General features: G+C 71.4%; 15 protein-coding genes. 13 read left to right on the top strand and 2 right to left on the bottom strand.

Going from position 1 to position 12441, the window contains the following annotated elements:
• The 3 genes from H5J29_RS07250 to H5J29_RS07240 form a co-directional block, all read left to right on the top strand.
• The coding region (locus tag H5J29_RS07250) for a LysR substrate-binding domain-containing protein (protein WP_246393612.1) at positions 1-247 on the top strand (247 nt) is incomplete at its 5' end.
• Between the two features lie 74 nt (positions 248-321).
• Positions 322-1362: an ABC transporter substrate-binding protein gene (locus H5J29_RS07245; RefSeq protein ID WP_181780139.1), complete on the top strand. Its 1041-nt coding sequence runs from the start codon at positions 322-324 to the stop codon at positions 1360-1362.
• A gap of 13 nt (positions 1363-1375) precedes the next feature.
• Positions 1376-2104: an SDR family NAD(P)-dependent oxidoreductase gene (locus tag H5J29_RS07240; protein WP_181780138.1), complete on the top strand. Its 729-nt coding sequence runs from the start codon at positions 1376-1378 to the stop codon at positions 2102-2104.
• 61 nt (positions 2105-2165) lie between these two features.
• On the opposite strand, the gene H5J29_RS07235 is transcribed toward H5J29_RS07240, so the two are convergent.
• Positions 2166-3017: an ABC transporter permease gene (locus tag H5J29_RS07235; protein WP_181780137.1), complete on the bottom strand. Its 852-nt coding sequence runs from the start codon at positions 3015-3017 to the stop codon at positions 2166-2168.
• The gene (locus H5J29_RS07230; protein WP_181780136.1) at positions 3014-3829 is read right to left on the bottom strand and encodes an ABC transporter ATP-binding protein; all 816 of its coding nucleotides are present in this window, start codon (positions 3827-3829) and stop codon (positions 3014-3016) included. Before H5J29_RS07230 ends, H5J29_RS07235 begins: the two co-directional genes overlap by 4 nt.
• A gap of 188 nt (positions 3830-4017) precedes the next feature.
• Between H5J29_RS07230 and H5J29_RS07225 the strand changes: the two genes are divergently transcribed.
• The 10 genes from H5J29_RS07225 to H5J29_RS07180 form a co-directional block, all read left to right on the top strand.
• Positions 4018-4470, top strand: coding sequence for a Rieske (2Fe-2S) protein (locus H5J29_RS07225; protein ID WP_312858105.1), 453 nt, complete (start codon positions 4018-4020; stop codon positions 4468-4470).
• A gap of 36 nt (positions 4471-4506) precedes the next feature.
• On the top strand, positions 4507-5784 hold the full coding sequence (locus H5J29_RS07220) for an amidohydrolase family protein (protein ID WP_312858104.1): 1278 nt from the start codon (positions 4507-4509) through the stop codon (positions 5782-5784).
• Positions 5781-6908, top strand: coding sequence for an FAD-dependent oxidoreductase (locus H5J29_RS07215; protein WP_181780134.1), 1128 nt, complete (start codon positions 5781-5783; stop codon positions 6906-6908). The genes H5J29_RS07220 and H5J29_RS07215 overlap by 4 nt, the downstream gene beginning before the upstream one ends.
• A 19-nt stretch (positions 6909-6927) precedes the next feature.
• On the top strand, positions 6928-7809 hold the full coding sequence (locus H5J29_RS07210; protein WP_181780133.1) for a DUF6282 family protein: 882 nt from the start codon (positions 6928-6930) through the stop codon (positions 7807-7809).
• Positions 7806-8351 (top strand): VOC family protein, encoded by a 546-nt coding sequence (locus H5J29_RS07205; protein WP_181780132.1) that lies wholly within the window; start codon positions 7806-7808, stop codon positions 8349-8351. Before H5J29_RS07210 ends, H5J29_RS07205 begins: the two co-directional genes overlap by 4 nt.
• Positions 8348-9172 carry a class II aldolase/adducin family protein gene (locus H5J29_RS07200; protein ID WP_181780131.1) on the top strand — a complete coding sequence of 275 codons (825 nt, stop codon included), beginning with the start codon at positions 8348-8350 and terminating at the stop codon, positions 9170-9172. The genes H5J29_RS07205 and H5J29_RS07200 overlap by 4 nt, the downstream gene beginning before the upstream one ends.
• A complete protein-coding gene (locus H5J29_RS07195; RefSeq protein ID WP_181780130.1) occupies positions 9169-10647 on the top strand; it encodes an aldehyde dehydrogenase family protein in 1479 nt (492 codons plus the stop codon). The genes H5J29_RS07200 and H5J29_RS07195 overlap by 4 nt, the downstream gene beginning before the upstream one ends.
• Positions 10648-10661: 14 nt before the next feature.
• Positions 10662-11453, top strand: a complete 792-nt coding sequence (locus H5J29_RS07190; protein ID WP_181780129.1) for a DUF3891 family protein — start codon at positions 10662-10664, stop codon at positions 11451-11453.
• Positions 11450-11806 (top strand): hypothetical protein, encoded by a 357-nt coding sequence (locus H5J29_RS07185; protein WP_181780128.1) that lies wholly within the window; start codon positions 11450-11452, stop codon positions 11804-11806. Before H5J29_RS07190 ends, H5J29_RS07185 begins: the two co-directional genes overlap by 4 nt.
• Positions 11803-12441 (top strand): aldo/keto reductase (locus H5J29_RS07180; protein WP_312858103.1); only part of this gene is annotated, 639 nt, incomplete at its 3' end. The genes H5J29_RS07185 and H5J29_RS07180, both read left to right, overlap by 4 nt.

Here is a 12441-nt window from a genome sequence, read left to right as displayed (position 1 = left end):
CGGGCACACGCAGCCGATCATCGCCGCGGTCCGCCGGGGCATCGGCGTGGCGTTGCTCAGCGCGCAGGCCGTGGAGCCGCACCTGGCCGCCGGGTCCCTCGCCGAGATCCCGCTCACGGGTGAGCCGTTCGAGGTGCGGTTCGCGCTGCTGCACCGCCGGGACCGCGAGCTCACGGCTGTGCAGCGTGAGCTCTTCGCCACGGTGCGTGGCGAACTGCGGAGGCGGAACGGGTCCGCGGTGGGGTAGCAGTGGTGAAACGTATGAAGCGTCCCGGCATAGGCCTTTGACCGAGAGCAGCCGCGATTCCTAGCGTTCGATTCATGAATCAGAAGACTTTGAGTCGCCGGGGATTCCTGCGCGCCTCCGCGGGCGTCGCGGCGCTGGTCCCGCTCGGCGGGGTCCTCGCCGCGTGCGCCTCCGACGCGCCCGCCGCGGGCGGCTCGGGGCTGGCCCCGCAGTCCTTCACCACGACCTCGGCGTACAGCGCCGCCTACTACTGGGTGTTCCTCGCCAAGGACAAGGGCTTCTGGAGCAACCGCGGGCTCGACGTGACCATCCGCGCGGGCCAGGGCAGCTCCACGGCGCTGCAGGCGATGCTCGGCGGCTCGGTCGAGTACTCCTACGCCAACCCGTTGGACACGATCGTCGCGATCGCCGACCAGCAGGCCCCGATCGTCAGCGTCGCCCAGATCAACCAGCGGCAGAACTTCGCGTTCGGCTCGCTGTCCTCGGCGCCCCTGCGCGACCCCGCCCAGTGGGCCGGGAAGCGGATCGGCATCGTGAGCAGCGGCGGGGCCACCGAGAAGACGCTGAACATGATCCTGAGCAGTGTCGGGGTCGACCAGGGCTCCGTCACCCGCCCGATCACCGGGGTCGGGGCCGGGGCGGCCGAGCTGGCCCGCACCGGGCAGGTGGACGGCTGGATCTCCGAGATCAACGACCTGCGGTTCCTCGCCCAGGCGGGCCTCGGCGTCGACGTGCTCGAGATCGACCCCTGGGTCGACGTCCCGGCGACCACGATCGCGGCCACCACCCGCACCGTGGCCGAGCAGCCCGAGGAGGTCGCCGCGTTCCTGGGCGGGGTCAAGGAGGCCGTGCTCTACGCCGCCGATCCCGCGAACTCGGCCGAGGTGCTGTCGATCGTGAAGGGCTACGCCACCGAGGTCCCCGAGGACAAGCTCGCGTTCGAGCTGCCGATCCGCGTCGAGCTGGCGACCGCGGACGGGCCGGACTCGGTGCTGAAGTTCAAGCCGGAGGCGTGGGAGCGGGGCCAGCAGACCATGCTCGACCTGGGCCTGATCACGAAGACCGTGCCCTTGACCTCGCTGTACGACGCCTCCATCGTCGACTCGCTGACCTGATCGGGAGACGCACGTGAAAGCGCAGTTCGACTTCGGCGGCAACGTCGTGCTCGTGACCGGTGGGGCCAGCGGGCTCGGCCGGGCACTCGTCGAGGGAGCGGCCGCCGCGGGCGCGACGGTCGTCGTCGCGGACGTGGACGACGCCGCGGGCAAGGAGATGGCGGGCCCGCGGCCCGGCGGGGGCGAGGTCGAGTACGTCCACCTCGACGTGACCGACCACGCGGAGGTCGACCGGGTCGTGGCCGACGTCGCCGCGCGGCACGGCCGGATCGACGGCCTCGTCTGCTCGGCGGCGATCGAGCCGCTGGCCACGGTCGCCGAGATGAGCCCCGAGCACTGGCTGACCGTGATGGACGTGAACGTCAACGGGACCGTCTGGGCCTGCCGCGCGGTGCTCCCCACCATGATCGCCCAGCAGCGCGGCTCGATCATCGTGTACCACTCGGGCACCGCGGAGCAGGGCAAGGAGAACGCCTCGGCCTACACCACGTCCAAGGCGGCGGTGCGCACCTTCGCCAAGTCCCTGGCCCGCGAGGTCGCCCAGCACCACGTCCGGGTCAACGTGTTCCGCCCGGGCGCGATGGACACCCCGCTGTTCCGCAAGGCGAACCCCAACGGTGCCCCGGGTGCTGTGGACCAGCCCCGGGACGTGGTGGGCCCGTTGATGTTCCTGCTCTCCGACGCCGCGACGATGACCGGCTCGTCGGTGCTGCGGGAGATGGCCTACACCTCACCCGCCTGATCCCCCGACGCCCGCGGCCCGCCTCCGATCCGGAGGCGGGCCGCGGGCGTCGGTGCGGGCGTCAGGCCGCCTCGCGCTGGATCACCACGGAGTCGTGCCAGGGGATCAGCAGGCGTTTCACCAGCGAGACCGAGGCGTAGAGGGCGAAGCCGTAGAGCGCCATGATCACGATCGCCCCGTACAGCTGCGGGACCTGCAGGTTGTTCTGCAGGTTCACCGCGTAGCGGCCCAGCCCCTTGTCCCCGCCGAGGAACTCGCCCACGAAGGCGCCGATGGTGGCCAGGATGATCGCCATCTCGGCGGCGGTGAGGATGTGCGCCAGCGTGTAAGGGAAGTCCAGCTTGCGGAAGCTCTCCCAGCGGCTCGCGCCCACGGTGCGCATCATCTCCCGCATCCCGGCGGGCACCGACCGCACGCCGAACGCGGTGTTGGTCAGGATCGGGAAGAAGCTCAACATCGCCGCGACCATCACCTTGGAGCTCGGCCCGAAGCCGAACCACAGGATGAACAGCGGCACGAGCGCGACCTTCGGCACCACCTGGGTGGTGATGACGAACGGGCCGAGGATCCGGTTCAGGGTCGGCGACCGGCCCATCAGGAACCCCAGCACGGTGCCGACGGCGATCCCGATGGTGAACCCGGCGATCGTCTCGTAGAAGGTCGTCCAGATGTGCTCGGTCCACACCGCGGGCGTGGTGATCTGCTCGACGAACGCCACGGCGACGTCCTCCGGCGCAGGCAGCACGAACGGCGAGATGCCGGAGAGCTCCACGTAGAGCTTCCAGAGCCCGACGACGGCCAGGACGATCAGGGGCGTCGTGACCAGCTGGAGCCGGATGCCCTTGCGACGCGCCTTCCGGCGTGGTGCCGGTGGGTCGTCGAGACGGGTCGGCTCGGCGGTGGCGGTGCTCATCGGTCCCCCAGGAGGGTGCGGACCCGGGCGACCCGGGAGACGAAGTCGGGATCCTCGAGGAGGCTCAGCGGACGCGGCCGCGGCAGGTCGACGTCCACGATCTCGCGGATGCCGCCGGGACGGCCGGTCAGCACGACCACGCGGTCGGCGAGGAACACCGCCTCGGGGATGTGGTGGGTGACCAGCAGCGCGGTGGTGCCGCTCTCCATCCAGATGCGCTGCAGCTCGGCGTTCATGTGGTCACGGGTCTGGGCGTCGAGGGCGCCGAAGGGCTCGTCCATCATCAGCAGCTCGGGCCGGTAGGACAGCGCCCTGGCGATCGCCACCCGCTGCTTCATGCCGCCGGAGAGCTCGCGCGGGTAGGCGTCGTGGAACTGGCCGAGCCCCACCATGTCCAGCAGGTCGGTGGCGCGGGCCCGGCGCTGCGCGGCGGGGACCTTGCGCACCTCGAGCGGCAGCTCCACGTTGCGGCGCACCGTCCGCCACGGCATGAGGTTCGGTTCCTGGAACACGAAGCTGATCCGGCCGTCGGCGGTGGCCTGGCCGACCCCGGTGCCCGCGCCCGCGTCGTCGAACAGGCTGACCTCGCCCGCGGTCGCGTCGGCGAGGCCCGCGAGGATCCGGAGCAGGGTCGTCTTGCCGCAGCCGGACGGGCCGAGGATCGTCACGAACTCCCCGCGCGTGATGTCCAGGTCGATGTCGCGCAGGGCCGCCACGGCGCGGTCGCCTGCGCCGAAGGTCTTGCCGAGTCCGCGGGTGCGGACGGCGGGAGCGGGCGCAGGGGTCTCGGTGAGGGGGGCGGGGGCGCTCATGGCCGACCCGCACGGTCGTCGTTCGTCACGTGGCCGGACGCTAAGCAGCACTCCGACAACGGGTCAAGAATTGTGCGGTTGCGTAACACAGAAGATTCATGGCGGGCGCCCGTATAGGGAGTGGCGACTAGGTCCCCACCCGTTTCCCTGGGTGCTCGACGCCGCGCGCAACCCATAGCCGGTGGGCTATGGGAGGCCGCTGCCTTCGTATTGGACCGCAGGTCGCCGCGCCGCCTAGCGTTCCAGCCATGCAGGAAAGCGCACTCAAGCCCGGGACGCGCGTTTTCGTCGGGCACCGTTCGGAACTGCCGGACGGCACCCAGAGAATCGTCTCCGTACCCGGCGGGGAAATCGGGGTGATCGCGCACGGCGGTCACCTGTACGCCTACCGTAACCGTTGTGCCCACCAGGGCGGGCCGGTCTGCGAGGGCATGGTGATCGGCCGCGTGATGGCCGCGATGACCGAGGACAAGAAGATGCTCGGGGAGTACTTCTCCGAGTCCGAGCCCCACCTCGTGTGTCCGTGGCACGGCATGGAGTTCCTGCTGGAGTCGGGCGAGTCCGCCGTCGACCCGCGGTTCCGCCTGCACCGCCACGAGGTCGTCGAGGACCCCGACGGGACGGTCCACGTCGTCATCTGACCCCACCCGTCCCGACGCTCCGAGGAGCCCACCACCGTGACCGAGACACCCGTGCGGCCGGACCCGACGCTGCGCGCGACCTACCGCGACGTCGACACCGGCTCGTTCGACACCCGCGAGCTGCTCGCCAACGCTCGCCGCCAGGCGGAGGAGCGCGACCTCGACCGGATGCTCGTCGTCGACGTCGACGCCCACCACTACGAGACCGAGGCCTGGTCCGAGATCGTGACCTACCTCGAGGACCCGGTGCTCCAGCACCTGGCCACCGCGGGCCGCCACCCCAGCCTCGCCAAGACGTCGGCCTTCCTGCCGACGCAGATCAGCGGCCAGCAGGACCTCGCGGGCCGGGTGTCCCGGTACACGCGGCGGCACCTCGAGAAGCTCGACGCGGCGGAGGAGTCGACGAAGTCCAACCGCACCGCGGGCCTCGCCCGGCGGGCGATGGAGATGATGTCCATCGACTACCAGATCCTCTTCCCGGGGCTGATGCTCAACCTGGGCCTGCACCCGCAGAAGGAGTTCGAGGTCGCGGTCGCCCGGGCCTACGCCCGCTGGCTGACCGAGAAGGTCATCCCCGCCGACCCGGGTCTGCGGACCATGCTCTACCTGCCCTTCAACGACCCGGAGGCCAGCCTCGAGCTGGTCAAGGAGTTCGCTGACGCCCCCGGCGTCGTCGGGTTCATGGTCACCGCCACCCGCTACAAGGCGGTGCACGACAACGCCTACATGCCGCTCTACGCCGAGCTGGAGCGCCGGGGCAAGCCGTTGGGCTTCCACGCCGTGTTCCACCGCGCGGACCGCTCCTTCGAGCAGCTCAACAAGTTCATCTCGATCCACTCGCTGGGCTTCACGTTCACGAACATGATCCACCTGACGAACTGGATCGTGAACGGCCTGCCGGTCCGCTTCCCGGGTCTGGACGTCGTCTGGATCGAGAGCGGCCTGGCCTGGCTGCCGTTCCTCATGCAGCGCCTGGACCACGAGTGGGCGCTGCGCTCCTCGGAGACCCCGCTGCTCACCCGCGCCCCGAGCACCTACATCCGCGAGATGTACTTCACCAGCCAGCCGCTGGAGACCCCCGAGGACCTGTCGATCCTCGAGACCACCTTCAAGATGATCAACGCCGAGACCCAGCTGCTCTACTCGTCGGACTACCCGCACTGGGACTTCGACGTCCCCAGCCGGATCTACGACCTGCCCTTCCTGACCGACCAGGCGCGGCGGAACATCCTGGGGCTCAACGCCGCCCGGCTGTTCGGCCTGCCGACCGAGCCCCGGCTCGATCCCGAGTACCTCCGTGGGGGCATCCGTTGAGCAGGCACGTCGAGATCGCGGGCGGCGGCATCGCCGGCCTGACGATCGCCACGCTGTTCGCCCGCGAGGGCTGGACGGCCACGGTGCACGAGCGCCAGGACGCGATCCGCGAGGTCGGGTCCGGGCTGGTGGTGCACCAGAGCTCCGCCGTCGTCTTCGAGGAGATCGGGGCGCTGGAGGAGATCGCGGCGGGCGCCACCCGGTTCCGCACCTCGGCGCTGGGCGACGAGCAGGGCCGGATCCTGTGGAAGAAGACCCTCGGCGAGGAGAGCCGGACGTACAACCCGTTGCGCACCAGCGTGATCAACGCGGTGCACAAGGCGGCGGTGGGAGCGGGCGTCGAGATCCGCACGGACTCGATGGCGCTCTCCGCGGTACCCGCGGGCGTGCTGCGCACGTCGGCGAGGGAGGAGCGTCCGGCGGACCTGGTGATCGCGGCGGACGGCCTGCACTCCGCGGTGCGGGACAGCCTCCCGATCACGGTCGAGAAGAAGATGCTCAACGCGGGCTGCACCCGCACGGTCATCCCGCGCGGTGACTTCGACCGACACGACGGGTTCCTCGAGCTCTGGTCCGGGTCGCTGCGGCTGGGCATCTGCCCGACCTCGCCCACGCAGAGCTACATCTACTACGCCGCCCGCGAGGACGACGAGCGCGGCTCGGCCGTGCCCGTGGACGTCGACTACTGGGCCGCGAACTTCCCCGGCCTGCCGCAGGAGTTCCTGGACCGTCTCCCGCAGGGTGACGCCATCCGACACGCCTACTCGCTGGTCCGGCTGGACCGCTGGTCGGCGGGCAAGGTCGCGGTGATCGGCGATGCCTGCCACACGCTCCCGCCGACGCTCGGCCAGGGTGTCGGGCTGGCGGTGGGCAACGCCCGCGCGCTGGTCCACGACGTGGCGCACGCGGACGACGTCCCGGCGGCGCTGGCCCGCTGGGAGCGCCGGATCCGCCCGGTGATCGACACGACGCAGGACTGGTCGATGCGCTACGAGCTGCTGTCGTCGCGGTGGCCGCGCTTCGGGCAGGGCCTGCGCAAGAAGGTGCTCCAGGCCTCGCGGCACCCCCGGATCCAGCGCGGGATGACCGCTGCGGACCGGGCCGCGAAGCAGTGGGCTGCATAGGAGGCGTGCGTTGTTCGACATGACCGGAGTGATCGACTCCCACGTGCACGCGGGGCCGGAGCTGTTCCTGCGCTCGGGGGACGCGGTGGACTTCGCCCGCGCGGCCCGGGACAAGGGCATGGCGGCGATGGTGTTCAAGTGCCATCACGAGCCGACGGTGACCAAGGCCTACTTCGCGCAGAAGCAGGTCCCGGGCATCCAGCTCTTCGGCGGGATCGCGATGAACGGCTTCGTGGGTGGGATCAACCCGCTCGCGGTCGGCGCGGCGCTGGAACAGGGCGCGAAGATCGTGTGGGGCCCGACGATGCACGCGGCGCACCACGTGGAGCACGTGGGTGCGGGCACCTACGGGGTGCCCAACCTGAAGCTGCCCCCGCACCTGGGGCTGCGGCCCGGGATCAAGGCGATCGACGACGACGGCAAGCTGCTGCCGGAGATGCGCGAGGTGATCGCGCTGGCCAAGCGGTACGACGCGACCATCGCCACGGCGCACTTCGGGGACGCGGAGGTCCGGCAGATCGCCACGGTGTGCGCCGAGGAGGGCGTGCGGTGCGTGCTGACGCACGTGTTCTTCCTCGACCAGCAGGCCACCTTCTGCGAGGAGATGGCCGCGCTCGGGGCGTACCTGGAGATCTCGACGGCGGCGGCGAACCCGTTGGAACGCTTCATGTTCCGCTGCCACGGGGACGGGATGCGGCTGGACCAGGCGCGGGACCTGATCGCGAAGGTCGGCCGGGACCGGGTGGTGTTGTCGTCGGATCTGGGGCAGGACTACAACCCGCCGCCGGTGCCCGCCTTCGAGGCGTTCCTGTCGCAGCTGGTGTCGGTCGGGGTGCCGGAGGCCGATGTTCGGCACATGGCGACGGTGACCCCGCGACGCATCCTCGGCCTCGAACGGTGAACCCCCTGAGCCCGCCCGCGCCCGGGGCCGGACCCACGACGGCGGACGCCCCCCTCGTCGTCGGGGCACCGCCCTGGGCGCGGGTCTACCAGGTCGCGGTCGTCGTGCCGGATCTGGCGCAGGCCGCGGCGTACTACGAGTCGCTGGGCATCGGGCCTTTCCGCGAGGGCCCGTCGGCGCACACGACGAAGCGGCTCATCCGCGGCGTCGAGTCCCCGGACACGGTGGTGAAGGGCCTGATCGCGCCGCTCGGGGCGATCGAGCTGGAGCTGTTCGAGCCGGTCGCCGGGCCGAGCATCCAGCGGGAGTTCCTGGAGCGTCGCGGGCCCGGCCCGATCCACCTGTGCGCGTTCACCGACGACATCGACCGCGACATCGCCTGGATGGCCGAGCGGGGCACCCCGGTCATCTCCTACGGCGAGCTGTCCGACGGCGGGCGGTTCGCCTACTTCGACACCATCGCGATCGGCGGTCTGGTCCTCGAGCTCTACCAGCTCGGCCCGGACGGCGAGATCATCCCCACCACAGGAGAGAACCAGTGACCATCCAGGACGTCCGGCCCGTCCCCGCGGGCCTCGACCCGGGGCTGGACCCCGACGCCGAGCACACCCTGGTCCGCTCCACCCCGGAGTACATCGCGCAGGCCGAGGCCCACGGCGAGGCGATCGCCGCGGTGAAGGAGCAGATCCTCGACGCGCTCTACGTGATGCTCAACGAGGGCCTGTTCGAGAAGGCCTTCGGGCACGTGTCCTGCCGGGTGCCGGGCACGGACCTGTACTGCATCGTGGGGCACATCCACGACACCGAGCGCACCCTGTTCGACATCACGGCGGACGAGATCATCGTCATCGACCCGGACGGCCGGGTGGCCCAGGGCGAGATGGAGCCGCCCGGTGAGTTCCCGATCCACACCGAGATCCTGCGCGCCCGCCCGGACGTGAACACCGTGGTGCACTGCCACCCGCACTGGCCGGTCGCGCTCGGCGCCACCCGCAAGCCCTTCAAGCCGGTCACCTACCGGGCGGGCACCTTCTGGCGCGGCGTCGAGCGCTGCCCGGAGCCGCGGCAGATCGAGACCCCGGAGCGCGGCAGGCTGGTCGTCGAGCACCTCGCGCAGAACCGCGCGGTCATCCTGGCCGGTCACGGCGTCGCGGTGGTCGGGGCCTCCCCGGCCCAGGCCGCGGTGCTGACCGTGGACCTGCAGGACGCCTGCCGCTTCCAGATGGAGGCCGAGTGGGCGGGCGGCGCCCACGCGCTCGAGGACGAGTACATCGCCTGGCGGGCCGACGCCCCGGCCGACGCGGAGACGTTCACCGCGCCGTGGAACTACTACTCGGTCAAGTGGAACCGGAAGAACCGATGACCGCCACCCTGGAGACCCCGGGCGAGCTGCTGTTCGGGGAGCTCCCCACGCTGATCGGCGGCGAGCTGCGCGGCGCCGCGTCGGGTCTGACGATCGACACGGTGAACCCGGCGACCGGCGAGCTGATCGCCCGCATCCCGCGCTGTGACACCGCGGACGTCGAGGCCGCGGTCGAGGCGGCGGAGAAGGCGTTGCCGCAGTGGCGGCGCACCAGCCTGGCGGACCGGGCCAAGTACCTGGTGAGGATGGCCGAGGTCGTCGAGGCCCGCGCCGAGGAGCTGGCCCGGATCGACTCGATCGACAACGGGTCGCTGCTGGTCGAGATGCGCAAGGACGCCGCCGCCGCGGCCCGGCGGCTGCGCCACTACGCCGGGATCGCCCTGCAGCTGCGCGGGGAGACCATCTCCACCGGGCACGAGCGGGTCAACTACACCCTCAACGACCCCTTCGGGATCGCCGCGCGGATCATCCCGTTCAACCATCCGCTGCTGTTCCTGGCCTCGAAGTTCGCCGCCCCCGTGCTGGCGGGCAACGCGGTGATCATGAAGCCGTCCGAGCACACGTCGCTCTCGGCGTTGGCGCTGGCCAAGGACCTGGCCGAGATCTTCCCGCCCGGGCTGGTGTCGATCCTGACCGGCTACGGCCGCGAGGTCGGCGACGCCATCGTGGTGCACCCGAAGATCCGGCGGATCTCCTTCATCGGCGACCCCGCCACCGGACGCACCATCCAGGCCCGCGCCGCGACCGTCGCGGTCAAGTCGATCACCATGGAGCTCGGCGGGAAGAACCCCATCGTGGTGTTCCCCGACGCCGACCTCGACGACGCCCTCGACGGAGTCGTGCGGGGGATGGCGTTCACCTGGCAGGGCCAGTCCTGCGGCTCCACCTCCCGGCTCCTGGTGCCGACCGAGCTGCACGGCGAGTTCGTCGACAAGCTCGCCGCCCGGATGGCCGCGCTGACCCCGGGCCTGCCCGAGGACCCCGAGGCCGGCACCGGCGCGATCGTGAACACGCAGCAGATGGACAAGGTGCTGCGCTATGTAGACATCGGCCGCGAGGACGGCGCCACCCTGGTCACCGGCGGCACCCGCGCCACCGACGGCCCGCTGGCCGCGGGGAACTTCGTCCGCCCGGCCCTGTTCGACGACGTCGACCCCGGCTCCCGGCTGGCCCAGACCGAGATCTTCGGCCCCATCCTGGCCACCTTCACCTACACCGACTACGCGGACGCGATCCGCCTGGCCAACAACGTCTCCCAAGGACTCACCGCGGCCGCCTACACCCGCGACCTCGCCACAGCCCATCGCTTCGCCCGCGACGTCGAGGCAGGCTATGTCTGGGTCAACGACTCCGGACCCCACTTCCCCGGCGCCTCCTTCGGCGGCGTCAAGGAATCCGGGCTCGGCCGCGAAGCCGACCTCGACGAGGTCCGGTCCTACACCCAGCACAAGAACGTCAACATCAAGTTCGGCTGAGAGAGCGAGACACCATGATCGTGCGGGACGACGGCGACAGCTGGCAGGTCGTGCTCCAGCCCGACCACGCGGCGCTCGCCGGCGACCTCGTGGCCGGCTGGGGTGCGGGCCCGGGCTTCGCCCGGCTGCCCGAGGTCGCCTCGGTGGAGCGGGCAGGCGCCCGCCACGACGACGGCTGGCTCGCCTGGGAGCGCGAGCCGATGCTCGACGCCACCGGGGCGCCGAAGTCCTTCACCGCCGTGTCGACCGCGCTGCAGATGGACTTCTACCGGGGCGCGATCGCCGCCCTGGAGGACGTCGACCCGTACGCGGCCCTGCTCACGTCGATGCACGCCTGCGGCCTCTACGGCGCGGACTACGGCTGGACCGCCCCGCCGCTCACGCCGCAGTACGCCGCGGCGGCGGAGCGGTTCGTGGCCGACTACCACCCGACCCACGAGCGCCGCCGCGCGGATCTCGGTCTCGACGAGGCCGTCGTCCGGGCCGGGTACGACGTGCTCGAGGTCGTGGACCGCATCTCGCTGTACTTCTGCATGCGCCCGGACGGCGCGGAGTACACGATCCAGCGGGTCGTCGACGCCGACGGCACCGTGAGCCCGCTGACGATCACCGGCGTCGCCCCCGGCGTCGTCGCGCTCGATCCCTTCCCGTTCGCGACCGACGGCGTGCGGGTCGAGCTGGTCCGGCGGGTGCTGCCGAAGCGGGAGTGGGCCGACGAGGTCGCCTTCCGCAAGGACTTCGCCGCCACCGAGCCCGAGGCCCGCTCCCTCGACCTGATCCCCGCCACCCGAGAGGTGAACCCATGATGACGAGCGCCGACCCCTCAGTGCAGGACAGCCCATCAGCGCAGGCCAGCACCGTCCTCGACGCCGCCGTGCTCGCCCTGCGCGAGGCCGCCGCCGACCCCGAGCGGACCGCCGAGCTGGACCCGCGCGCCCTGCAGGCCCTGCTGTGCGAGGCCGTGCGGATCTACTCCCGCAAGCTGGAGGCGGGCGAGGCACTGTCCCCGTTCCCCGGTTCGCACGGCCGCGGGGACACCCCCACGGCGAGCGAGGTCTGCCTGACCGCGGTGCAGATGCTCGACGCCGTGTCCGTCGAGGTCTTCGAGCTCGCGATGTTCAAGACCTGGGCGGCCATCCAGGGCGGCGACGCGCAGTGAGGCTCGGTTCCTCGGACCTCGAGGTCGCCGGGCTCTGCCTGGGCGGCAACACCTTCGGCTGGACCAGCGACGAGGCGGAGTCGCACGCGGTGCTCGACGCCTTCGTCGCGGGCGGCGGCACCCTCGTCGACACCGCCGACCAGTACTCGTGCTGGATCCCCGGCAACTCCGGCGGGGAGTCGGAGCGGATCATCGGCTCGTGGCTGGCCGCGCGCGGCCGCCGGGACGACGTCCTGATCGCCACCAAGGTCGGCAAGCTGCCCGGGTTCACCGGGCTGGCCCCCGCCACGGTCGCCGCGGCCGCGAACGCCTCGCTGGCCCGCCTCGGCGTCGACCACGTCGATCTCTACTACGCCCACGCCGACGACGAGACCGTCCCGCTGGAGGAGAGCCTCGGTGCGCTCGACGCGCTGGTGCGGGCGGGCAAGGTCCGCTACCTGGCGGCGTCGAACTTCTCGGCGAAGCGGCTGGCGGAGGCCCTGGACACCCAGCAGCGCGAGGGGTTCGCCCCGTTCGTGGCCCTGCAGACGAAGTACAACCTGCTCGACCGCGAGGAGTACGAGACCGAGCTCGCGGGGGTCCTCGCCGAGCGCGGGGTCGCGTGCCTGCCGTACCTCGCGCTGGCCAACGGCGTG

The organism is Pseudonocardia pini (assembly GCF_013870575.1).
Taxonomy (GTDB): Bacteria; Actinomycetota; Actinomycetes; order Mycobacteriales; family Pseudonocardiaceae; genus Pseudonocardia; species Pseudonocardia pini.
This window is presented reverse-complemented; position numbering and strand designations above follow the sequence as displayed.